General features: G+C 51.8%; 14 protein-coding genes and 1 riboswitch. Of the genes, 3 read left to right on the forward strand and 11 right to left on the reverse strand.

Annotated features, from left to right (window positions below; all coding sequences use genetic code 11):
* The first annotated feature begins 19 nt into the window (after window positions 1–19).
* On the forward strand, window positions 20–2,263 hold the full coding sequence (locus tag ACZ481_RS12495) for a HelD family protein (RefSeq protein WP_464770462.1): 2,244 nt from the start codon (window positions 20–22) through the stop codon (window positions 2,261–2,263).
* A gap of 49 nt (window positions 2,264–2,312) precedes the next feature.
* Here the strand turns inward: ACZ481_RS12495 and ACZ481_RS12500 are convergent, their stop codons facing one another.
* On the reverse strand, window positions 2,313–2,576 hold the full coding sequence (locus tag ACZ481_RS12500; RefSeq protein WP_464770463.1) for a LysM peptidoglycan-binding domain-containing protein: 264 nt from the start codon (window positions 2,574–2,576) through the stop codon (window positions 2,313–2,315).
* Between the two features lie 170 nt (window positions 2,577–2,746).
* Between ACZ481_RS12500 and lexA the strand changes: the two genes are divergently transcribed.
* Window positions 2,747–3,364: a transcriptional repressor LexA gene (gene lexA, locus ACZ481_RS12505; RefSeq protein WP_464770464.1), complete on the forward strand. Its 618-nt coding sequence runs from the start codon at window positions 2,747–2,749 to the stop codon at window positions 3,362–3,364.
* 78 nt (window positions 3,365–3,442) lie between these two features.
* Here lexA and ACZ481_RS12510 read toward each other — a convergent pair whose 3' ends face one another.
* Both ACZ481_RS12510 and ACZ481_RS12515 read right to left on the reverse strand, forming a co-directional pair.
* Window positions 3,443–4,243, reverse strand: coding sequence for a nitroreductase family protein (locus ACZ481_RS12510; protein ID WP_464770465.1), 801 nt, complete (start codon window positions 4,241–4,243; stop codon window positions 3,443–3,445).
* Between the two features lie 337 nt (window positions 4,244–4,580).
* Window positions 4,581–4,712, reverse strand: coding sequence for a hypothetical protein (locus ACZ481_RS12515; protein ID WP_464770466.1), 132 nt, complete (start codon window positions 4,710–4,712; stop codon window positions 4,581–4,583).
* Between the two features lie 379 nt (window positions 4,713–5,091).
* Between ACZ481_RS12515 and ACZ481_RS12520 the strand changes: the two genes are divergently transcribed.
* On the forward strand, window positions 5,092–5,238 hold the full coding sequence (locus ACZ481_RS12520) for a hypothetical protein (RefSeq protein WP_170233230.1): 147 nt from the start codon (window positions 5,092–5,094) through the stop codon (window positions 5,236–5,238).
* A 248-nt stretch (window positions 5,239–5,486) separates the two neighbouring features.
* Here ACZ481_RS12520 and ACZ481_RS12525 read toward each other — a convergent pair whose 3' ends face one another.
* From ACZ481_RS12525 to ACZ481_RS12560, 8 genes are all read right to left on the reverse strand, one after another.
* Window positions 5,487–6,818, reverse strand: a complete 1,332-nt coding sequence (locus ACZ481_RS12525) for an MATE family efflux transporter (RefSeq protein ID WP_464770467.1) — start codon at window positions 6,816–6,818, stop codon at window positions 5,487–5,489.
* Between the two features lie 284 nt (window positions 6,819–7,102).
* A complete protein-coding gene (locus ACZ481_RS12530; protein ID WP_464770468.1) occupies window positions 7,103–7,612 on the reverse strand; it encodes a GNAT family N-acetyltransferase in 510 nt (169 codons plus the stop codon).
* Between the two features lie 64 nt (window positions 7,613–7,676).
* Complete coding sequence (locus ACZ481_RS12535; RefSeq protein WP_464770469.1) at window positions 7,677–9,026, reverse strand: MATE family efflux transporter; 1,350 nt, start codon at window positions 9,024–9,026, stop codon at window positions 7,677–7,679.
* Between the two features lie 116 nt (window positions 9,027–9,142).
* A riboswitch (cobalamin riboswitch) is annotated at window positions 9,143–9,326 on the reverse strand.
* Window positions 9,327–9,457: 131 nt separating this feature from the next.
* Window positions 9,458–9,622: a hypothetical protein gene (locus tag ACZ481_RS12540; protein WP_464770470.1), complete on the reverse strand. Its 165-nt coding sequence runs from the start codon at window positions 9,620–9,622 to the stop codon at window positions 9,458–9,460.
* Window positions 9,623–9,867: 245 nt separating this feature from the next.
* Window positions 9,868–15,852, reverse strand: a complete 5,985-nt coding sequence (locus ACZ481_RS12545) for an autotransporter outer membrane beta-barrel domain-containing protein (protein WP_464770471.1) — start codon at window positions 15,850–15,852, stop codon at window positions 9,868–9,870.
* A gap of 191 nt (window positions 15,853–16,043) precedes the next feature.
* On the reverse strand, window positions 16,044–16,469 hold the full coding sequence (locus ACZ481_RS12550; protein ID WP_464770472.1) for an OmpH/Skp family outer membrane protein: 426 nt from the start codon (window positions 16,467–16,469) through the stop codon (window positions 16,044–16,046).
* A 33-nt stretch (window positions 16,470–16,502) separates the two neighbouring features.
* Complete coding sequence (locus tag ACZ481_RS12555; protein WP_464770473.1) at window positions 16,503–16,961, reverse strand: hypothetical protein; 459 nt, start codon at window positions 16,959–16,961, stop codon at window positions 16,503–16,505.
* 87 nt (window positions 16,962–17,048) lie between these two features.
* Entirely contained in the window at window positions 17,049–23,030 is a 5,982-nt protein-coding gene (locus ACZ481_RS12560) for an autotransporter outer membrane beta-barrel domain-containing protein (protein ID WP_464770474.1), read from the reverse strand.
* Between the last annotated feature and the right edge of the window lie 67 nt (window positions 23,031–23,097).

Below are 23,097 nucleotides of genomic sequence, written 5' to 3' on the forward strand. Positions count from 1 at the left end.
TTCTCTTGAGGAGGAACATATGAATCAGCAGGAACAAACTTTTGAGATCGGCCGGCTGGCCAAAACACTCCGGCAGATAGCAGAACAAATTCAAATCAGCGAGCAGAGTTCCGACAGCCACCGGGATACCCTGCAGGCCACTCTGCAGGATTATTGGAAGTCGGGGGGCGCCAGTTCCACTGATGAGGCCCAGTTTGTTGAAACTATGGACCGTCAGCGGGCCTTGTCCACACACGTACAGGGCACAACCCGCCGCTTGTACAAGATGCTAAAATCGCCTTATTTTGGCCGTATTGATTTTGCTGAGGCGGGTGAGCGCCGGCCTGAGCTGATTTATATTGGCATTGGGAGTTTAAGTGATAAAGAGACCGGTAATTTTATGATTTACGACTGGCGCGCCCCGGTAGCGAGCCTGTTTTATGATTATGGCAGGGGAACGGCGGCATACCATTGCCCGGCCGGCACAATTACCGGTGTTATATCTCTTAAACGGCAGTTCAAAATTGTAAACGGGCAAATAGAATACATGTTTGATTCGGACTTGAAAATTGATGATGAAATCCTCCAGCAGTTGCTGAGCAAAAGTGCTGATGATAAAATGCATACGATTGTCAATACCATTCAGCGTGAACAAAATCGCATAATCCGCGATCAGTCGCACCGGGTATTATTTGTTGAGGGCCCTGCGGGCAGCGGCAAAACGTCGGCGGCTTTACACCGGGTGGCTTTTTTACTATATCAGGACCGTGCCAGACTAACGTCCCAAAATGTGCTAATTCTCTCGCCCAACCACATTTTTGGTGATTATATTTCCGGTGTGCTGCCGGAAATTGGCGAAGAAAACGTTATGCAAATGACATTTCAGGATTATGTTTCCCTGGCCGCTGCCGAAATGCCTGTCCGGTTTGAGGCCCGTACCACCTACCTGGAACAGATGCTGGCACCTGAGGCAGATCCCCAACGGGCCGCTAATGTACGTTTCAAATCCTCGGAGTTTTTCTGTCAGGCTTTGCTCCGCTATTTGGACCGGCTGGCGGCAAGCAGGGTGGATAACTATCCGGCGATCACCGTCCGGGGGCAAACCATCTTTCAGCAGGAAGAATGGCACCACTATTATAGCGGCAGTTTTGCGATGATGCCGCCGGTGCTGCGGCTTGAAAAAATTAAAGCAATTATCCAAAAGCGGCTGAGTGAGGTTGTTCAGAGAATTCGCCGGGAAAAAATGGCTGAGATCATTATTGCCGGTGATGAGATTAATGAAAAAGTAATCAAATCACTGGCCAGAATGCAAACCAGGGATGAACTGCGGGCCATAACCGATCAGATTGAGCAATTGACCACAGTGGATGTTGTTAATGAATATAAGCAGCTGTTTACAAATGACCGGTTACTGCGGGAGAACGGCCTGGCTGTGCCGGCGGACTGGAAAACGGTGCAAAAACAGACGCGGGCTTACCTGAACAAGGGTATTCTTCCTTATGAAGATATCCCGCCGTTTTTATACTTTCAGGGTATATTGCAGGGTTTCCCTGCTAAACCTGATATTAAGCATGTCATAATCGATGAGGCCCAGGACTATACAAGTTTTCAGTACAAGATTCTTGCCCGGCTGTTCCCCAACTGCTCCTGGACCATCGTCGGCGATCCTGCCCAGTCAGTACAGCCTTACCTAAGGACTGCAAGCTTCAGGGAAGCAAGTCAAAGCATCGGCGTCGAGAATACCCTGCTGTTCAGGCTTACAAAAAGCTACCGTTCAACCTGTCAAATCCAGGCTTTTTGCCAAGCTTTACTGCCGCCTGCTGCGGGCGGGGCAGTTGCAGTGAACCGCTCCGGTCCGTTGCCGGTTATTCTGCACGGGCAGCAGCCCGGGGACCAAACCGCCGCTATTGCCAGTACCATACAGGCAATGCTGAACCAGGGCTGGAATTCTATTGGGGTGGTCACTAAGACTGCCGCCCAGGCGATGACTGTTTATCCAACCCTTGATTATGCTGTCAGGGCCAGCCTTGTCACCAGGGAAGATGATGAATTCTACCGGGGTGTAGTTGTTATGCCGGCCTATTTAGCCAAAGGGCTGGAATTTGATGCCGTATTGGTAGTAAACGCTGACGGCAGCAATTATAGTCAGGCTCAGGACCGGCATATACTGTACACGATCTGTACCCGGGCCCTGCACCGCCTGGTTGTTTATTATACCGGGACCCCCTCTCCCTTTATCGCCTCCCTTGATCCGGCGTTATACAAGACTGAGCCTGACTGGTAACAGAAAAAGCTGCCAGCCGGCAGCTATATTTATGTATGTATGTATGTATTTATTTATTTACCGGGACCTTTAACAGCTGACCGGGATAAACCTGGGCATTATTATTTAACTTATTTACCTGCCTGATTAAAAATACCTTTTCCCTGATGTCTTCTTGCGGCGTAATATAGTTAGCCGCTATCTTCCAAACCGTATCACCTGGCTGAACACGGACTGTTTCATAGGCCTCTGTACCGGCGAAGGCACTTGAATTGGCCAGAGGAGTAATTACAAATAAAACGAGAAGCAGGGACAATGTCAATATAGTTTTCATTCAATACACACCTCACTGAACCTATGTTCGATATGAGTTAATTGTAGCACAGTACATATGTTCTGCGCAAGTATGTTCGATATTTTTATTTTTGCATATTATCGATAAAATTTCAGAACTCATGTTCTCTTTTTTTCCTGTTTGTGGTACAATTGGGACGAGGTGATATTGTGGCTGTTAATTCACTCAGCGTTAAGCAAAATCAGATATTAAACTATATTAAAGAAAATCTCCGGGCCAAGGGGTATCCGCCTTCTGTACGTGAAATTGGTGAGGCGGTTGGCCTTAGCAGTAGTTCTACTGTGCATTCACACTTAACCAAGCTTGAGTCATTGGGTTATATTAGACGGGACCCTACCAAACCCCGGGCTATTGATGTCCTCGATGAAGCGCAGTGGCGGCAGAAAACCGTGATTCCCGTACCCTTAGTCGGCATGGTGACAGCTGGTCAGCCCATATTAGCTATTGAAAACATTGAGGAAACATACCCATTGCCGGCAGAACTCTTAGGCAGTGAGGATGACGTATTTATGTTGTCTGTCAAGGGGGACAGCATGATTAATGCCGGTATTCTTGACGGCGATTACATACTGGTCAGGCAGCAAAGTAATGCCAATAATGGCGATATTATAGTAGCTTTGATTGATGATGAGGAGGCTACCGTAAAACGGTTCTACAAGGAGGCCGGCCGGATCCGGCTGCAGCCGGAAAATGATCTAATGGAACCTATTTATGCGGAACAGGTAGCTATTGTTGGCAAGGTTGTAGGGCTGTTCAGAAGTATGTAAGAAAACACAGGGAATTAAAGCAGATGACAAGCTGGCAATTGCCAGCTTGTCATCTGCTTTAATTCCCCTGCTAAACCGTTACATCCAGGTAACCGCCAATGGATTGCGGTCAACAAGCCTGTAATAACGATATTGAGGATAGCCGACCATGACTGCCCCTGTGATCACCTTGCCTTGGGGGATGTTAAACAATTTTATCAATGGTATATAATTGGCAAAGGCGCACATTTCAAAAAGCCCTGCCCAGCATGAACCTAAGCCGAGGGCCGGTGCAAAAAGCTCAAGATAGGCAAATGAAAATATAGTATTTTTTCTGGCATGGGCAAGCGTAGTTTCAGTAACGGCCAGGATTAAGTGCGGAGCTCCCCTGAGGATGGGGTCTTTTCCATTTTCGTAATAGGAGCGGATATGATAATCAAAGCTCCAGTGTGTTTTTGGCTGTTCCTCCATCCAGTTTATGGTTGCAGCTGTAGCTTGTTGAAGTATTTTTGCGTCTTCAATAATTATGTATGCTACCCCCTGGCTGTTACTGCCGGTAGGTGCAAATCGCGCAATATCTATTAGTTTTAATAACTGATCACGGGGAACTGGCTTGTTTTTGTAGCGCCGGACAGAGCGGCGTGAACGAAGGAACTCCCGGGCGTCTTGTTCACTTAGAACAGGAAATCTCTCTAATGTAATCTGGTTTGCCAACAGGGCTTTCTGATTATTAATGGCAGCCTGAGGACATACGGCCACACAGTGACCGCAGGCAATACAGGCCTGCGGCAAGATTTGCTCTATACCGGCAGTGCCTTTAATCAGAACTCCCACAGGGCATACTTCGGCGCAAATACCGCATTGAATACATCGCTGTTGATTTGTTTCCAGCAAACTCAAACTAACCACCTCTTAGTTTTACCGTATTCTATAACGGCCGAATAATTCTGCTATAATAATAATCATTTATGTATGAATAAGCAAGTACGCACTTTTTTGTAGCATAGTATCCTGTTATATACTGAATGATATTTAAACCATCTAATGCTTTTCTTTATACCATAGTACCAGCAGGATAATATAAAGCGTTAACAAAATCCCAACAAAATAATAATTCACGTAATCACCTCTTAAGCTTATCATCTCAAGAAGCAGTAAAAAAATACGAAAAGGCAGCCTGCATGTAACGCTGCCTGCTGCCAATCAAAATGACTGGAATTTATTGAGTTGACAATCATCAAGGCCTGCTGATCCGGATCTGAGTTACCTCGCAGCCGGCAATTTCAATCTCCCTGTTTCTATAAAAGGCAATTTTGCAAAAGCGAAGCAGGTTTGTCGGCAGATTAACCACACTCCATTTAGGTTTCATGGGTATTTTCCTTTCTAGGGGAAAGCCATAATACTTTATATATATTATATAGAAGAAAAGCTATGCAGTCCATTGGAATATATAGGCAGTAAATTCCGGCAGATAATAAAAGAGCCGCCCCCGCGCACAGGAAACGGCTCGCACCGGTGACACACTCGGCCACTCGGTTTTGGCCTTTGGCCATGGGCAGCTATGTAAACTCTCTCGCTATACCGGCGTGCCGGTTAGCGCAATAAGTTTAATTTCATTATACATGTTGCGTTGCTTTTATTTGTTAAGTCCGGATTAATTATTTGTTAAGGAGGTTGCCGCCGGCGGGTAACCTCCTTTCAACATAATCCGTATAATAAAGTAACCGGTATTGTAAGGTGGTGATAAATTGATTATTGATTTTGATGAACAAAAATTTAGAAGCGAAGTTAAAAATATGGTTCGCCCCTTAGGATTAAATAAACGTCAGGTTGAAGAAATAATCAACCAGGCCTTAATTGCGATTCGTAAGGCAAGTAAACCTGCAAAACTGTAAATAGTGCCGGTAGTGGTTAGGCTGACATGCAAGTCAGCCTTTTTTATCCTGTAAAAAGTATAACTTTCCGTCTGGATAAGGGCAACAGCGGCTTCTGTCTTCGCTAAGGCTCGGCGCCAGCCGTATTTTCTTTACCCATCAGAATTATAAAATGCAAGACCATGATCTAAGGATAAGAAAATCTATATCCTAAAGGGCACAGGCGGCTGCTGCCGGCGTCTTGAAGACTTGGCGTAAGCCAAGTTGTTCTAATGTAACATCAGCTTTTTAAATCGATAAAACAAAAAAATGGAGCGAAGTACATAATCAATCAAATTTACCAGCCAAACGCCGGCAATACCCCAGTGGAAAAAAAAGCAGAGTACATAAATGCCGATGACGCGAATGATCCAGATGCCGGCAATTGTACTGTACATCGGACTTTTGGTATCGCCTGCCCCCTGCAGCGCTCCCGCTATAACCAGGCTTACGGCTGTAAACGGCTGGGCAAAAGCGTCAATCCGCAGCCCGATGGTCACCATATCGATCACCCTTTGATCACTGGTAAACAAGGCTCCCGCCAGAGAGGCGAAAATAAAATACAGAATGCCGACAAGCCCCATAAAGACGGCAGCAACGCCCATGATGACAATTCCGTAATGATAGGCGTCATTCTTACGGCCGGCACCAACATGATTGCCGACAATTGTTGTGGCGGCAACAGCAATGCCATAGCCTGGCAGGAAGGCAAACTGAGATATGATTCCGCCAAAAATAAAGGACGAGTAGGCATCTGTTCCCAGCCGGACAATCAAGCCGGCATAAAATAACTGTCCCAGCCGCATAATTAGCCTCTCGGCGACAGCCGGGCCGGATATCTGTAATAACGGCCGGATAAATTGGCCTGCCCAGCCCTGGGCTAAAGTAAAAGCGATTTTTGACTTTTGGATATAAACGTAAAGCGCCAATACGCCAGCCAGCCGCGCAATCGTTGTAGCCCAGGCGGCGCCGGCAATTCCCCAGCCGTTCCAGCCGCCAATACCAAAGATCAGCAGATAAGCCAGAATAATGTGCAGCAAATTTACCCACAGGCCGACCTTCAGCGGTGAGGTTGTGTCACTGGCACTGCGTAATATGCTGCCGAATATCGTCATGAGGGAAATCAGCACAGACGGGACGCCCACAATTTGAAAATACGTTATACCCGCCTGCAGGACTTCAGGCTCAGTTCCCATATAACGCAGCAAAGGTTCAGCAAACAGCAATGTGACAACACCAAAAAACAGACCTAAAATGATAGCAAGCCACGCTGACTGCCGGGCGATGGCTTTGGCCCGGCCGGCATCTCCGGCCCCGAGGCAGCGGGCAATCAGCGAGGAGGTGCCTATCCCCATCGCCATAAATACCGCAATATAAATGGCTACGATGGCATTGGTGACGCCGACGGCGGCAACTTCCTGCAAGCCGATTTTAGCAACAAACAGGGTATCAATAAAACCGACAATATTTAATAACAAGTTTTCGATTACCGTTGGCACAGCCAATGTCAATACTACCCGGACTTTCTCTTGCCACGTTTCGCTACTAACCGTATTAGACATTTGCAAATCTCCCGGCTACATAGTATCGTTCCAAACCCGACTTTGCTGTAATTTAACCGCCGTTTCCACCTGGTTTCAGACTTTGCTTTTTACTCATATCCCCCTATGGGGGATATTTCAATTAAAAAAATTATCCTGCTATTCAGGATTAGTGATAAGGTATACGGTGCTGTCTTTATCCGGCAGCAAGCTAACAATAAGCAGGAAACCATAAAGATGCTTTCTTACCGAAATAAGAACAGCATCTTTCCGGTTATAATACAGGCCTGTATTTTGCCTGGCGGTTATAATTGCTTTTCCATATGAACAATTTCAAAACTGCCGCCTTGGTCAAGGATAATTTCAAACCCCTGTTTCTGCCAAAAGTTAAAGCCTCCCGGCAAAAAGTGATGGGTGTGCAGATACAGCATTTTGTACCCGTGCTGCCGGCAAAAGTCAGTCATTAATCCGACAAGCTTTGAGCCAATTCCCTGGCGCCGTAAACCGGCGTCAATATAGCAGCGGCCCACTTCGGCCGTTGTGGGCAGATGGTAGCGGCCTTTGAGCAACTCGATTCTGTCATTGTAAGCACAAATCGCGGCCGAGCCGACAACGGTTCCCGCTGGCGTAAATACCGCCCACATATTGCAGTTTTCCGGTTCAAGGTAGGTTTTTCCCAGTCCCCAGACATCGTCAGTAATGGCTGCCTGACCTTCCTGGTGAAACAAATCCCGCAACTGTTTTAACAAAAAATCCTGTACAGCGGCTATGTCTTCAGACCGAATGGGACGAATTACTAAATTCTGCGTAGCCAAGCAAATACCCTCCCTATAGCGTTTAGTTGTTATATTCTTCCTGCAGGCCTGAGCTGCCTCCTTGTTAGGCTTTAGCCGTCAAGGCGGCGATTTTTCTGTTCAGTCCCGGCAGATAAATCCACAGGAAAAGCGACCGGCCCAGACTGAAAACGATAAATGCCAGCCAAATACCATGGTTGCCCAGGGTGGGAACGGCCAGCCACAGGGAAATGAAATACGTGATCAAAGAATATATCAGTGAATTACGAACAGGCGCGGCCGCCGTTGCCCCCACAAAAATCCCGTACAGCTCCAGCCCCCAGAAAGCAGCCAGCGGAAACAGGGCTATCCAGTAACTATACTGCAATGCAGCCTGCTGCACATCGGCGAGGGTTGTAAACATTTGAATCAGAGGAATTTTAAGCGCGATTGCTATTGCTGCCAGGACAACGGCCGTAGCGCCCCCCCAGATAGCTGTCAGCTTAACGGTCTTGACATAAAGAGCCTCATTCTTTTCGCCAATTGCCTGGCCAACCAGAACGGTACCGGCATTGGCAAAGCCGCTCAGGAAATAGGCCATTACAAAATGCAGTTGCAATAAAACGGCATTAGCCGCCAGAATGGTGTCCCCATACCGCAGGCCATAAGCAGCCAGGCAATCGTAAACAGTCAGCAGACAGGCTGTTCTGATAAATAGATCCCGGTTTACTTTCATCATCTGGACCAATGGCGCCGGATCAACAATCTTTTTTGCTGAAAGCTTTTCCAGTGTAATTGCCCTGCTTTTTAATAAAATAGCTGCACTCAGCAGGAACGCCGCAATCTCGGCAATCAGCGTTGCCGCAGCTACCCCGCCGGCAGCCCAGCCGAAGCCGCCGACAAACAGTACGGCTAGTACCATATTCAGCACATTCATAAAAACCTGCAAAGCCAGTGACAGCTTTACTTTCGCCATTCCCATCAGCCAGCCGACAATGACATAGTTGCCCAGCGTAAACGGCGCGCTCCAGATGCGGATATGATAATAGGCGGCGGCAATCTCGCCAACTGTCTCATTCGGCGCCAGCAGGGCAAAGGCGATTTGCTTTATCGGCCACTGGAGGGCAACAATTACCAGTCCGAGGCCAACAGCAATCAGCAGCGGCCTTAGCAACGCCAGTGCAACTGCCTGTTTATCACCGCTGCCACTGGCCTGGGCGCTAAATCCTGAAGTGCTGACCCGCAAAAAACCCAAGATCCAGTATAATGTGTTAAAAATAAGTACCGCGATAGAAACGCCGCCGATGTAGGCGGCTTGCGGAAGCCTGCCCATAATTGCCGTGTCGACAACTCCCAGCAGCGGTGTGGTTAAGGTGGCAATGGTCAAAGGTATGGCCAGAGCCATAAATTTTTTATGATCGTTCAGGCCAATCACAGTTGTTGTTTTTTCCCGCATTGGTGCTCCTTACTGTCGGTATAATCAAATAAATACCCCAATGCAGCGAATGCATTGGGGTAAAATAAGCACAATAAACTATTGCCCCAATCGCCTCCCTATCGTTCGCAGGTAATAACGGTGATTGAATATAGGCAGTTCTCCTGGCTCTGGATCATTGCTCCTCCAAACCTTCCCGAGACACAAGGTTTCAGTGGTATTTCTTGGAATCGCTCTCCCATTACAGTGGCGGGACCGCGCCGGCTTTCAACCGGACTTCCCTATTAAGCCCTCGCGGGCACCTATATCGTAGTTATGAAGTTTCATACTCGCAGCTTTTATCACAATCTGTAAGACACTTGCATAAAAAGTATTGCATAAAATGACCAAATCTGTCAAGAGATTGCACCGCGGTTATCCGTCTTGCCTATTTTACCGCTTCCTGTCTTGTTTCAGCAAAGGATAAAAACGATTAAGAGGGTTAGAACAATCAGAAGCACAACACCCACCCATACCTGCCAGCTTTCAAAATTATGAAAAGCTGCGAATCCATTTACAGCACCATGGGCTTTACGGCCGACATCATTAATCGTAGTTTTAATTTTTTCTATATCCATTTTACATACCTCCATATTATGTTATTTTATTATATTCACATTGGCGCAAAGCCGTTTGCAAAAGTTTAATTATTTTTCGGCATAACAAGCAGGCCTGCTATTTCTCCTGAATAGCAGGCCTGCTTGTTATGTCGTTGTGGGGCCAGGCTTCCCAGCCGCCGTTTAAGGTGTGTGGGCACTGTGATCATACCAGGCTGTGAAGCAGCCAGGCTGAAGTCGCCTTTTACCACGGATACAGATATTTATCAGAAGCTCCAGCGCAGGCCGGCGTCAACGCGCCAGTCGGTGTCGATATCGCTGCCGGTGCTCTTTTCCAGATTGGCATAGGCATAGGAATTATCGCTCACTTTGGCGCTGCCGCCCAGTTGGAAGACCGCCCAGCTGCCCCCCAGGTCCACCCGGCTGCTTTTGGCCTCTTCGGCTGTGAACCGGCTGCTGAAGTCCCCGCTGAATTCATGCGCCAAAAAGGCTTTGGCATAGATGCTGGTGGTGGCTGTCAGGTGCCCGACGCCGACCCCGATCCGGCCAACCAGGCTGGTAAAGCCGTCCTGGCTGATGTTCATGGTCCGGTAGTTGCCGTCCCCGTCTTTTACATCGCTGGTGGCGGTATAGTCTTTGCCCTGCAGCCGGCCCCAGCTCAACTGCAGCTGCGGCTCAACATACAGGCCGTTGCCGTGTTCGAGGCGCCGGCCGTATTCGGCGCTCACCGACAGGCCGTTTGTTTTGTAGTCGCCTGCCACTTTATGGCCCATTTCGTTATAGACGGTGAAGTCATTTTTCACCTGGCCGCCTTTTACGACGATGTCGGTGTAGTGCCCTTTACCGCCCAGCCAGCTGCCGTACAGGGACAGGCTGGTCGCCGTATTGTCGCCTTTGCCGCCCAGGATATAGTCGCTTTCCCCGTCGTTGTGGCTTACGGCCGCACCCAGGCGCCAGCCGTTGTCTGTCTCTTTGTCATAGCCGAGCTGGACAGCCTTATAGCTGGTGCTGTAGCGGGTATTGCCCTGATCGTATTTGTTTTTGCCGGCATAGACGCTGGCCCAGATGCCGCCGGCGTCCGGCGCCAGGCGCAGTTCTCCCAGGCGTTTTTGCATATCGTTATTTTCCGCCCGCCACAGCAGGGCCGACGACACCATGGCCGATTTGGTGCCGCTCATGATCATGGTTTCGTACTGCCCGTATTCAATGGGGTTTTCCGGGGTAATCACCGTGCCGTCCGCCAGGCTGCCCTGCCCGTCGGCTTCGGCAAAGGCGATGTCGCCGACTTTCCACAATATGCCGGGGGCGGTCAGGCCCTCGCCGATGGCCACCTTGCCTGCCAGATTGCGTTCCGCCCCATTGGCTTTCGTGTAGCCGCTGTAGGTCAGTTTGCCCGCCAGGGCGTTCAGGACGCTGGTGACGGTTTCCTCCTCTGCCACATCAATGCCGCTGCTGTCGGTCATTACTGTGATTTCAGAGCCGGCCGCCGCTTTTTTGATGCTGATGCCGCCGCCCACGATATCCGCCGGCTCCAGGCTGCTATGGCCGTAAATGACCATCGTGCTGCCGCTGTAGTCCTCAATGGCGATGCCGCTGGCGCTCTTTTGCTGGATGATGCCGCGATTGGCGGCGCTGTCGCCGCCGTGGAAGCCGGTTACATGGCTGATGCCGTCAAAGGTCCCCTGCAGCTCTGCCTGCGTGTACTCAAAGGCAGTGGTATCGTAGGTTAGCCCCTGGGAATCATGAATCCACAAAGCGCCGTTCTGTAAAAAAAGATTAAAGGTTCCCAGTTTATCGGCCCCGGCATTGTCGGCCACGCCTTGCCAGTAGGATTCGCCGGTGGTCAGGGCCAGATTAACCGTGCCGTCGAGCAGATTTTTACTGGCAGCCGTAGTGGCTGCATTTTTTATCGCCAGAATGTTGCCTTCGACCTCGACCTTGGTGTTGCCGGGGGTCAAGGCAGCTGTTGCTGCCAACGTCTTAGCCGCCAGGGGCGCTATCGTCTGGGCCGGGTTCATATTCAGGTTGATGGTGCCGCTGTAGGCCAGCAGCGCATGATTGTTAATGTCTTTGTTTTCATTGGTGTCAATGCGACCGCCTTTTAGGTTGATCACACCGCCGGCATCGGTGCGGCAGTCGGTGATTACGCCATTGCCATTGATCGCGAGATCCAGCAGGCCGTTGATAGTAATTATGCTGCTGTTAGACTCCCTGTTTAAGATGCCGGTCACATTTTCACTCCGCGGGGTGGCCCGCTGCACCGGACCGGTACCATCAGCCGGCTGGTGTTTGATATCCATCGCTACATTGCCATTGATGGTCATGGTTGCTTGGGCGCCAGGCTCCCAGTTCGTAAAATCCTGGGCAATACCAATGGCTTGTCCATAGCTGTATTTGTTAATCATATCGATACTGATATGGCCGTCAATGGTAAGGTTACTGCCGTTGCCGCTGTATATGCCGGCGCTGTTGGCAGCATTCGTGCCATCAATTTTCAAGCCGTTTTTGGCCTCAACAACCACGTCCTTATAGATCCCCTGGTTGCCATAGAGGGGCGTATAGGTTTGGATACCGGCAGCCTGATAATAACCGCCCTGGGCCGATTGGCCGCCCAGTTCGATGACCGTAGCTTTTTCCAGTACATATTTGCCGTTAATGACAGCACCGGCTTTCCGGAATTGCTCGTCCACCGCAGGATCACCGGTAAGGGAGGTTGTAAATTTCGTTGCAGTCTGACCCAGCGGCGCTGGCGACACCTGGCCGACACCGCTGTGGCCGTCAAAAATAATGGGTTCCTGCCGGACCAGTTTGGACGCAGTCAGGCCTTCGGCAATTTCCGCGAACCCGGTCAGGTTGCGCTCGCCTGTTATGTAATTGGTGTAGCTGAGTTTCGCGGCCAGGTTGTCCAGGACTTTCGTGACCAGGTCTTTATCCTCCGGCTTGATGCCGCTGCTATCGGTGCGCAGGGTAATGACCGCATTGTCATTGCCGGTTTTCACAGCCGCCGTAATTTCGAGATCGCCGCCAATGATTTTAGTTGGATCGACCTCATCATGCTCATAATAGGCCAGCGCCTGCCCCTGATAGTTAGCCAGCGTAATTTTGCCGGTTTGCTTTTGGACAATCAGGCCGCGGCTGGTTTCGCTGTCACCGCCGGTGAAGTGGGTGACCAGGCTTTGGGCAGCATCATTGAAGGTAGACGTGCCACCGTAGCGGAAGCCGCCGTCCTGGTTGGTCCAGGTGGCCCCGTTTTGCAGGAACAGGTTGATCGTGCCGCCGGCGGGGTTGTCCGCCAGACCGGCCAGATAGGAATCTTGATTGACCAGTGCCACATTGAGATGGCCGCCGCTGCCGGCGCCTACCCACTGGCCGGTAGCTTTCAGGTTGCCTTCGATTTTTACATCGTTGCTGCCGGCTTGCAGGCTGTCGCCGCTGCCGTTGACATTGACATTGACAGTACCGTCAGCGTACGCCGAGATCGAAGCATAATCCCGGGACACGATCCGGCCGCCGCCGATGTTGATATACCCGTCATTGCCCAGCGCATTGACGCTCCACGCACCGAAAGACTCGATATCAACAAGCCCTTTAATATCAACATGACCATGATTAAATACCTTAATCCCCGTCCAGTTGACATTAAAAATACTGCCTGAATCGACTCCGCCCATGCCCATGACGCCTCTGATTTTTACGGCCTGATCCCAGGTATTGTCATTGTTGATTATTACTTCGCAGGCTTTATCATCCTTGGGATACCTGTTGCCGGCGGCAATCCCGCCGGCGTAATAGGCGCTGGAAAACGTACTCAGATCAATGGCCCCGGGGTTGTTGATGGTTACCGAGGTATCACTGTTCAGCGCATAGATCACAGCCGAGGTTGACTGCGCCATCTGGCCCTGGCCGATATTATTGCGAATGGTCAGGTCGTGTCCATTCATATTCAGTACAACCGCTTTATTGTCATCCGGATTAATCGCAATCGCATACTGCATATTGGCCGGATCAGGCGTAGCCCCTTCAATGTTGATACTATTATTGATTACGGCGTCTGCTGTGAAGGTGTAGGTCGAAGTATTGCCGGCTATGGCAAGCACGCCGCGGTCGGCAAAGGCCTTATCCTTGACGCTGTCGCCGGTAATAACCGCATTAAACGGGGTAAGGCCCGTATCAGTCACACTGCCCGCCCCGGTGGTTTTGTCAAAGCGAATGGTGCCGATCTTCCGGGCCAGGGCCCCGGCTGTCAGGCCTTCGGCAATTTCCGCATACGCAGCCAAATTGTTTTCGCCGGTTACATACGCGCTGTAGGTGAGCTTTTGGGCCAGACTGTTCAACACACTGTTTACGACTGTGTCATTGGCAAGATCGATCCCGGAATTATCGGTCCGCAAAGTAATGGCAGCCTCTTTATCCGCCGACTTGATTGTTACCCTGCCGCCCTGAATGGTGGCCGGGTCGTCCGTCCCATGGGTAAAATACACAGCCGCCATACCGCTGAATTTGTCGATGGCCAGATCGGCCGCACTGGTTATACTGCCGCGTAAGCCGTCTACGTTCGGGCCGGTAAAGTTGTTGACAGTCGTTGCCTTATCCTTGGTATTGCTCCAGTTGGAACGGCCCATCAGCGTGAGGTTGCCGCCCTTTTCCAGCGTCCCGGTCCAATTCGCTTTGCCCAACAATAGTATGCTTGCTCCGTCTCTTTTGGCACTGCCTTCCCAGTCAGTGGTTGTCAGGGACAAAGTGCCGTCACTGTCAAAGGTGCCTTGCCAGGTATGCCCGGCTACATTATTTTGGAAAGCTACATTCACATGGCCGATTGCATTGCCGTTCCAGGTCTCGCTCCCGTCACCGCCGTATCCGCCTAAAACAAGGTCAATGCTGCTGCCTTCCCCTTCCGCTACCGCATCACCATTGATTTCCTTAGCGCCCCGAAAAGTGATTTTACCGCCGTCTTTCGCATACAGCGCCACATTGCCGTTCGTATTGATGATGCTTTTTTTATCTGTCTGGTTAAGGTTGACAACCCCGCCGTTTTCAGCAACGACGCCATAGCCGCCGTCCGTAACGATGTTTATAAAGGCGTTGCTGTTGATGACGCCGTTTTGAATTGCTTTGATGCCGGCAAAATCCGTTCCCGTCCCATTGATAGTCAGAAAATTGTTATAATATACTTCGGCAATCTCAACGGTGCTGGTACCCTGGCCGTTGGCGTTGCCGGCAAAGATCCCGCCTGCATAGGTGCCGTCAGCAGGGCCAAGGATACTCATCCCGCCATAGGCATACACCTTCACGCCGGCAGCCTGATCATTATAGATGCCGTAAACTTTGCCGCCGTTGGTTTTTATCCCGGTCAAATCTAACAGGAGCGATTGGTTGGAAGCATTGCCGGTGGTAACATAGAATTGTTTGCCTTCAGCCGGCATGATGGCGGCAAAATTACCACCGGCAACCGTACTGGTCACATCAGGCCTGATGGTAGTGCTGCCTCTAAAATTATAGGTAACCTGCCGATAAGGATCGGTTGCCGCAGGATCTTGCTGAATATACTCTTTGTAGTCCGCATCTGTTGCTTCATTGCCGGTAAGGGCAGTAGTAAATTTATTAAAAGAATTAAAATTAGTTGATTTTCCCCGACCGGTTGCCGATTCAAAAGCGATAGTGCCCTGCTTCATTACAAAAGACCCCTGGGTCAGTCCTTCGGCGATTTCCGCATACCCGCTCAGATTTCTTTCATTGCCGTTAGCCTTCACATAGTTTCTGTAGGTCAGTTTTTGTGCCAGCGCATGCAAAACTTCCTGCACTTTCTCGGCATTGGTCAAGTCGATCCCGCTGCTGTCTGTGCGCAGCCGAACCAGTGCCTTTTGATTGTTCGCATCTTTTTCCGCGGCAACAATGGTAAGGTTGCCGCCATAAAACGCAGTGGGATCGGCTGCAGCATGGGTGTAAACATACACACCGGTGGTGCCGGTATATATATCGATGGTGCTATCGGCAGAATCCTTGCCGATAACGACGAAGCTATTGTCCGTGCTGCTTAAGGCCGAAGCAGCCGGCAGGAAGTCCTGAGTTTGAAAAACAGGCCGGCTATTGTCCGCCGGTTCCCTGTCGCCGATGGAAAGCACAAACGCCTCAGCCGTCGCCGCCGGTTCCTCAGCCAGTGCTATTCCCCCCGCTGAAACGCTGCAGCCAAGCGCGACTGCCACCGCTAAGGCCAAACTTCGTGTTTTCCGGGTAACCTTTTTTCTTTTCATCTTTTTACCGCCTTTCCGTTATTGCCTGCAAGGCTCTCTCGGCTCTGCTGACAGGTAATCTCACTGTTCCCTGAGTGAATGCGATGATAGGGCCGGGAACACGACACATAGCTGTTAAGGTTGTATATGGAATATAGCTGCTCCAGCAACGAAGCAGCTATATTCCAGCATAACGATAATCCTTGCTATTTTTATTTTGCTACTTCGGCAATTACTGCTCCGGTCAGGTCTTTGCCGCCAAATACGATTGTGCTGCTGTCTAAAACCGTCCCGATACCTTGGGCTTTGGCAACTTTTATGATTGCCTCGCTGATTTTTTGCTGAATGGGTCTCAGCATCTCTCTTTCCTTGTTGTTAACCTGTGCCGACAGCTTTTTATTCAAAGCGGCCTTGCCGCTGTCATCCAGTGCTGCGCTCTGTTCATTAAATTGTTTCTGGGCGTTTTGACGTTCCCGGTCAATCGCCGCAATCGCCGCTTTCACCTCAGGATAGCTGGTAAATACTTTCTGCACATTAACATGACCGATCTGTTCGGCCGCCAGAACCTCGCCCGGCGCGGCCAGGCTGCCCACTAATGCCAGGACGAAAAACAGAAAAATAAACCATTTTCTTTGCATTGATTTCACTCCCTGGAAAAAAGTACGTTTGCGTTACTCTGTCCAAATCTTACGCATAAAATTAGGATATTCCTGCTGCAAATGCTGCAGGAGCTGATCCAGAATCCCGATGACAAGCTTTGGTTCAAAGCTGTCATGATCGGCAGCCACACAACAGCTTAAAACAAGATTTCCTTCTGTTGTCACTACATATTTCAGCATCCGGTAAGTCTGATTCAGTTCATTGGCATATACGGCCAGCTCCGGCAGCGGCTTGCCGCTGACAGCGCCGCTTACCGCCTGGACCTGTATCATGGTATAAACACTGTCATCAATGATGACTGCTACCGGCAGATTCTGGCCCTTAACAGCCAGGTGGCTATGAAAAACCACGCTGTTCAATTGATCGTTTACCACCTGGGCAGCAAAGCCCTCCACCTTGTTATCAGCAAGATACTTTTCAAAAGCTGCCACTTTTATATTTTTTTGTGCGGTTGCTTGATTTTCTGTCATTAATCTTCATCCTCTTCTTTACTGTATTTACGGTGTTGATGTACTGGCTGCCTAGAATCACCCTGCGAGCCCGGCCGCCGTTTTTTATCAGAAGCTCCAGCGCAGGCCGGCGTCAACGCGCCAGTCGGTGTCGACATCGCCGCCGGTGCTCTTTTCCAGATTGGCATAGGCATAGGAATTATCGCTCACTTTGGCGCTGCCGCCCAGTTGGAAGACCGCCCAGCTGCCCCCCAGGTCCACCCGGCTGCTCTTGGCTTCTTCGGCTGTGAACCGGCTGCTGAAGTCCCCGCTGAATTCATGCGCCAAAAAGGCTTTGGCATAGATGCTGGTGGTGGCTGTCAGGCGCCCGACGCCGACCCCGATCCGGCCAACCAGGCTGGTAAAGCCGTCCTGGCTGATGTTCATGGTCCGGTAGTTGCCGTCCCCGTCTTTTACATCGCTGGTGGCGGTATAGTCTTTGCCCTGCAGCCGGCCCCAGCTCAACTGCAGCTGCGGCTCAACATACAGGCCGTTGCCGTGTTCGAGGCGCCGGCCGTATTCGGCGCTCACCGACAGGCCGTTTGTTTTGTAGTCGCCTGCCACTTTATGGCCCATTTCGTTATAGACGGTGAAGTCATTTTTCACCTGGCCGCCTTTTACGACGATGTCGGTGTAGTGCCCTTTACCGCCCAGCCAGCTGCCGTACAGGGACAGGCTGGTCGCCGTATTGTCGCCTTTGCCGCCCAGGATATAGTCGCTTTCCCCGTCGTTGTGGCTTACGGCCGCACCCAGGCGCCAGCCGTTGTCTGTCTCTTTGTCATAGCCGAGCTGGACAGCCTTATAGCTGGTGCTGTAGCGGGTATTGCCCTGATCGTATTTGTTTTTGCCGGCATAGACGCTGGCCCAGATGCCGCCGGCGTCCGGCGCCAGGCGCAGTTCTCCCAGGCGTTTTTGCATATCGTTATTTTCCGCCCGCCACAGCAGGGCCGACGACACCATGGCCGATTTGGTGCCGCTCATGATCATGGTTTCGTACTGCCCGTATTCAATGGGGTTTTCCGGGGTAATCACCGTGCCGTCCGCCAGGCTGCCCTGCCCGTCGGCTTCGGCAAAGGCGATGTCGCCGACTTTCCACAATATGCCGGGGGCGGTCAGGCCCTCGCCGATGGCCACCTTGCCTGCCAGATTGCGTTCCGCCCCATTGGCTTTCGTGTAGCCGCTGTAGGTCAGTTTGCCCGCCAGGGCGTTCAGGACGCTGGTGACGGTTTCTTCCTCTGCCACATCGATGCCGCTGCTGTCGGTCATTACTGTGATTTCAGAGCCGGCCGCCGCTTTTTTGATGCTGAGGCCGCCGCCCACGATATCCGCCGGCTCCAGGCTGCTATGGCCGTAAATGACCATCGTGCTGCCGCTGTAGTCCTCAATGGCGATGCCGCTGGCGCTCTTTTGCTGGATGATGCCGCGATTGGCGGCGCTGTCGCCGCCGTGGAAGCCGGTTACATGGCTGATGCCGTCAAAGGTCCCCTGCATTACATCCGCGCTGGCCTGATTGTAGGTTTGTCCCTGGGAATCATGGATCCACAAAGCCCCATTTTGTACATACAGGTTGAAGGTGCCGAGCTTGTCAGCGCCGGCATTGTCGGCCACGCCTTGCCAGTAGGATTCGCCGGTGGTCAGGGCCAGGTTGATCGTGCCGTCGAGCAAATTATAATCGGCAGGCGCGGTGGCGGCATTTTTCATGGTCAGAATATTGCCCTCGATTTCGACTTTGGTACTGCCGGGAGCCAGGGTATCCGCTGCCGCCGTCGTCTCGGCCGCCGCGGCCTGCGTCGGCGCCGGCTTCATGTTCATGTTGATAGTACCGCTGTAGGCGGTCAGCGAGTGATTGTTAATGCCGGTATCTTCATTGGTAACGATCCGCCCGCCTTTTAGGTTGATAACGCCGGCGGCATCAACCGGGGAGTCGGCGATGACGCCGCTGCCGTTAACCTTGAGGTCCAGCCGGCCGTTGATATTGATCTCGCTGCCGTTGGCCTCCTTGTTCCAGATGCCGACTGCGTTTTCAGAACGCGGGTTAGAGGCCGCGACTGCGCCGGTGCCGTCGGTCGGCTGGTGTTTGATATCCATGGCCACATTGCCGTTGATAGTTAGGGTTGCTTTGGCGCCGGGTTGCCAGTTTTCCAGATTCTGCATCAGGCCGATGGTTTGTCCATAGGTATATTTGTTGGCAAGCTGGATAGCGACATTGCCGTCAATGGTGAGTGTGCTGCCGTTGCCGTTATAAATGCCGGCCAGCTGCATGGCAGTAAGCTTGCCTGTATCGGCGCCGTCGAGCTTTAACCCGTTTTTAGCCGTAATATTTACGTCTTTAGGGGTTGGCTGCGCTGACGGCGTATAGGTCTGGATGCCGGCATAATAATTGCCGCCTTTCATCAGCTGATCGCTAAGGGCAATAACCGTAGCTTTAGCCAATACGTATTTGTCGCCAATCATTGTGCCGGCTTTTCTGTATTGTTCATCTGTGCTGGCATCGCCGGTAATGGAAGTGGTGAATTTGGTGACGAGCTGCCCGAGCGGTTCTGCCGATACCCGGCCGGCACCGCTGTTTTCATCAAAGATGATGGTTTTCTGGCTAAAGACCTTGGCAGACGTTAGTCCTTCGGCAATTTCCGCATAGCCGGTCAGGTTGCGCTCGCCGGTCAGATAGTTGGTGTAGCTTAACTTGCTTGCCAGATTGTCGAGGACTTTGGTAACCAGGGTTTTATCCTCCACATTGATGCCGCTGTTATCGGTGCGCAGGGTAATGACCGCATTGTCATCGCCGGTTTTCACGGCTGCGGTGATCTCGATGTCGCCGCCCAGGATGTTGGCCGGATCGGCGGCTTCGTGTTCATAGTAGGCCAAGGCATGGCCCTGGTAATTGTCCAGCCTGATTTTGCCGGTTTGCTTCTGGACAATGAGGCCCCGATTGGTCTCGCTGCTGCCGCCGTAGAACCGGGTGACCCGGCTCACGGTCGCATCATTGAAGGAGGAATCCGAGCCGTAGCGGAAGCCGCCGTCCCGGTTGGTCCAGGTAGCCCCGTTCTGCAGGAACAGGCTGATCGTGCCGTCGTACGGATTGTCCGCCAGGCCGGCCAGATAGGAGTTGCTGTTGACCAAAGCCACATTGATATGGCCGCCGCTGCCGGCGCCCACCCACTGGCCGGTTGCTTTCAGGTTGCCCTCAATCATGACGTCGTTGCTGCCGGCCGTCAGCGAGCCGCCGCTGCCGCTGACATTGACATTGACGGTGCCGTCACTGTAAGCGTCCAGGGAAGGATAGTCCTGGGACACGATCCGGCCGCCGCCGATGTTGATGTAGCCGTCGCTACCAATGGCGCTGGCGCACCAGGCGCCGTAGGACTCGATGTCTACGAGGCCTTTAATGTCGATATGGCCGTGATTGAAGACCTTCAGGCCTGTCCAGTTGATATTAAAGATACTGCCGGAGCTGACGCCGCCCATGCCCATGGTGCCCCGGATTTTGACGGCATGGTCCCAGCTGTTGTCATTGTTGATAATGACCTCGCAGGGCAGGGCGTCGGCGGCATACCGGTTGCCGGCGGCGATCCCGCCGGCGTAGTAGGCGCCGGAAAAGGTGCTCAGGTCAATAGCTCCCGGATTGTTGATGGTTACTGAAGAGTCGCTGTTCAGTGCATAGATAATGGCCGAAGTGGACTGCGCCATTTTTCCCTGGCCAATATTGTTGCGAATGACAAGGTCGTGACCGTTCATATTTAAAACAACGTCTTTTTCGGCATCCGGATAAATGGCAACAGCGTATTGCATATTGGCCGGATCCGGGGTGGCGCCTTCGATGTTATGATTATTATTGATAATGATGTCCTGCGTAAAATTGTAGGTGGAAGTATTGCCGGCCACGGTAAGGATGCCGCGGTCGGTATAGGCTTTATCCTTGGTGATGTCGCCGGTAATTACATTGTTAAACGGAGCGATTACGGCCTCCGCAACACTGCCGTCACCGGTAATGCTGCTGAAGGAAATAGTGCCGACCCGGTGGGAAACGGCGCCGGCCGTCAGGCCTTCGGCGATCTCCGCGTAGGCGGCGAGATTATTTTCGCCGGTTATATACGCGCTATAGGTCAGCTTTTGCGCCAGGCTGTTCAGCACGCTTTTCACCGTCGCGTCATTGGTCAGGTCAATGCCGGAACTGTCTGTCCGCAAGGTAATGGCGGCATCTTTGGCCGCCGACTTGACGGTGACCTTGCCGCCCTGGATGGCAGTGGGAGTGGCGGCGTCATGGGTGTAATACACGGTGGCCATGCCGCTGTACTTAGCGAAGGTTAGATCGGCGGCGCTGGTAATGCTGCCTTTCAGGCCGTCGACATTCGGGCCGGTAAAGCTTTGGACCGTTGTTGCGTTATTAGCGGTATTGAGCCAGTTGGAGCGCCCCATCAGGGTAAGGCTGGCCAGGCCGCTTGCGTCGGTCGCGGCGCCCTGCCAGTTGCTTTTGGCCAACAGCTGCACATTTGCCTGGCCATCGGTAGCATTGCCCTGCCAGGCGCTTTCCGTCATCGATAAGGTCCTGTCGCTGTTAAAGTTGCCGTTCCAGTAGCCACCATCGCTTAGTCTGCTCAGGGAAACATTCACATGACCGACTGCGTTGCCGTCCCATTTGCCTTTGTCAAGATACGAGCCCACGGCGACGCTGATTTCGCTGCCGTCGCCTTCGGCCACAACATCGCCGTTGATCCTGAGGGCTTTGGCAACCGTAATCTTGCCGCCGTCTTTCGCATAGAGCGCTACCTTGCCGTTCGCGTCAAATGTGCTGTAAGCATCCACTTTATTCAGGGAGACAATACCGCCATTTTCCGCCGCTACGGCATAGCCGCCGTCTGTTTTAATATTGACGGCGCCTGCTACCGTGATTGCCCCGTTTTTGGCGGCCTTGACGCCGACAAAGTCGTTACCCGTACCGGCAATGCTCATCGCATTCGTATAATAAAAGTCGCCGATGGTAATGCTGCTTTGGCCGCCGGTCCCGCTATTGCCGGCATACAGGCCGCCACCGTAGGTGCCGTCGGCAGCACCGATAACATTCAACCCGCCATAAGAATACAGCTCAACCGCAGCGTTTTTATCATTATAAATGCCATAAACCTTGCCGCCGCCTGTAGGTGCCAGGCCTGTCAAATCAATTGTCATCACATCATTGCTGCCGCCGTTCCCATTGGCAATAAAAAACTCTTTGCCCGCGGCGGGCATAATCGCCGCATAATTTTTGCCGCTTTCTATGTTTGCCACCGTAGGCTTGAGTGTCGTATAGTCATCAAATTGGTAGGTAACGGCGCGAATCGGTTGCCAAGGGTTTGCCTGCTTCGTAATATAATCCTTGTACTCTGTGTCTTGTGCTTCGTCCCCGGTGATGGCAGTAGAAAATTGATAGAAGGAACTAAATCCATACACTGTCCCCTGACCGGTTTCCCAGTCAAAATAGAGGTCGCCCTGTTTGGTTACGAAAGAACCCTGCGTCAGGCCTTCGGCGATTTCCGCACAACCGCTCAGATTATATTCCCCGGTGGCGGCATAGCTGCTATATGTCAGTTTCTTCGCTAACGCATTCAGCACGGCCTGAACAGTTTCACCGTTAGTCAGCTGTATACCGCTGCTGTCGGTGCGCAGTCTGATAAAAGCGTTTTTGCCGGCTCCATCCTTATCCGCCGCAGCGATGGTAATGTTGCCGCCATAAATCTGAGTGGGATCGGCGGCAGCATGGGTGTAGACATACACGCCGGCATCGCCGCTATATTTATCGATGGTGATGTTGGCGGAATTTTTGTCCATGATGACAAATCCGGGACTGGTGCTGGCGCCTGCCGCAGCCGTCGCCCAAAGGCTCCGGTTGTGGAAATAAGGCAGCACTGTATCGGCCTGCTCGGGGCTGCCGCTGATAGACAATGCAAACTGTCCGGCTGTTGCCGCCTGGTCCGCAGCCAGGGAAGTACCCCAGGGGGCAACGCTGCAGCCAAGCGCGACCGCCACCATTAAGGCCAAATTACGTGTTTTGCGTGTGAGCTTTTTTTTCTTCACCTGTTTACCACCTTTCCTATTGCCCTACCGGGCAGCGCTGACCCTACCCCGCTGAATAGAGTCAGCG

It is taken from the genome of Sporomusa intestinalis (assembly GCF_055383785.1).

What these genes read in the sequence shown, in the direction of transcription:
- ACZ481_RS12495 (WP_464770462.1), top strand. Translation starts at nt 20, where the DNA reads ATGAATCAGCAGGAACAAACTTTTGAGATCGGCCGGCTGGCCAAAACA.
- ACZ481_RS12500 (WP_464770463.1), bottom strand. Translation starts at nt 2,576, where the DNA reads ATGAAAACTATATTGACATTGTCCCTGCTTCTCGTTTTATTTGTAATT.
- ACZ481_RS12515 (WP_464770466.1), bottom strand. Translation starts at nt 4,712, where the DNA reads ATGAAACCTAAATGGAGTGTGGTTAATCTGCCGACAAACCTGCTTCGC.
- ACZ481_RS12525 (WP_464770467.1), bottom strand. Translation starts at nt 6,818, where the DNA reads ATGTCTAATACGGTTAGTAGCGAAACGTGGCAAGAGAAAGTCCGGGTA.
- ACZ481_RS12535 (WP_464770469.1), bottom strand. Translation starts at nt 9,026, where the DNA reads ATGCGGGAAAAAACAACAACTGTGATTGGCCTGAACGATCATAAAAAA.
- ACZ481_RS12540 (WP_464770470.1), bottom strand. Translation starts at nt 9,622, where the DNA reads ATGGATATAGAAAAAATTAAAACTACGATTAATGATGTCGGCCGTAAA.
- ACZ481_RS12545 (WP_464770471.1), bottom strand. Translation starts at nt 15,852, where the DNA reads ATGAAAAGAAAAAAGGTTACCCGGAAAACACGAAGTTTGGCCTTAGCG.
- ACZ481_RS12550 (WP_464770472.1), bottom strand. Translation starts at nt 16,469, where the DNA reads ATGCAAAGAAAATGGTTTATTTTTCTGTTTTTCGTCCTGGCATTAGTG.
- ACZ481_RS12555 (WP_464770473.1), bottom strand. Translation starts at nt 16,961, where the DNA reads ATGACAGAAAATCAAGCAACCGCACAAAAAAATATAAAAGTGGCAGCT.